Source organism: Microcoleus sp. BM001215392, from assembly GCF_036700185.1.
GTDB lineage: Bacteria > Cyanobacteriota > Cyanobacteriia > Cyanobacteriales > Microcoleaceae > Microcoleus.
Genome location: NZ_JAUBOJ010000586.1, coordinates 1 through 802 on the forward strand (window position 1 = coordinate 1; position 802 = coordinate 802).

At 43.9% G+C, this 802-nt stretch carries 1 protein-coding gene; it reads left to right on the forward strand.

Annotated elements, in window-relative coordinates; genetic code table 11:
- Positions 1 to 165: 165 nt before the first annotated feature.
- Positions 166 to 594 carry a DUF7680 family protein gene (locus QT974_RS33000; RefSeq protein WP_333472581.1) on the forward strand — a complete coding sequence of 143 codons (429 nt, stop codon included), beginning with the start codon at positions 166 to 168 and terminating at the stop codon, positions 592 to 594.
- The last annotated feature ends 208 nt before the right edge of the window (positions 595 to 802 follow it).

Here is an 802-nt window from a genome sequence, read left to right on the forward strand (position 1 = left end):
CCCCCTAAATCCCCCTTAAGAAGGGGGACTTTGAAAAGACTCTTGTCCCCCCCTTCTTAAGGGGGGCTAGGGGGGATCGAGACTTAATAATCAAACAGCAGTCTGTGGCTGGGTTTGACGTTAAGTTGACACAAATATCTCATAAACCCGCCCCGCCCAGAGCTCATGCAAGAATTTCAATTACGAGTTTTACCGATAGATAATAACAACTTCGCCTTAGAATTGTATCAATGCGCCTACAAGAAAGCGGGAGAAAAAAAACGTCCGGCGGCTAAACGATTGGGGCGACTCAAAGGCAATGCCCTGGTTTTAGCGAGACAAAAAATTTATGCAACTCTCAAATCAAATAATTACGATCCAAAAACTTTATCCCAGCAGCGACAAACTCCTTATATTTTATCAGAAGAATCCGGCGTAAGTTTAGCAATTTTATTTCAATCGCTGCAACCGCTATCGAAAACCGAACGCATTGCGAATATTGCCGAAGGGATTATGGCGATGAGTAATGAAGAAGCACATTATTGGTTTGGTAAAATTGCCAATGGTAATCGTTCAAATGCTTTAAAAGCCTTGCGAATTTTATTGGGAGATTAGCGCGCGGGGCCAGAAACCGGGTTTTTATGCGAATAGGCGTGACAGGCGAGAAAAACCGTAAAAACCCGGTTTCTTAGGTGGTAGCGCGGGGGCAAAAACCTGGTTTTTACAGAAGTTTAATTGTTCGTCAGTCCGATAGTCCGTCAGGGGTTAAAACCCCTGCCTCATAGCTAAAGTCGTCTAAAGACGACTAATATTAAATCCGGCT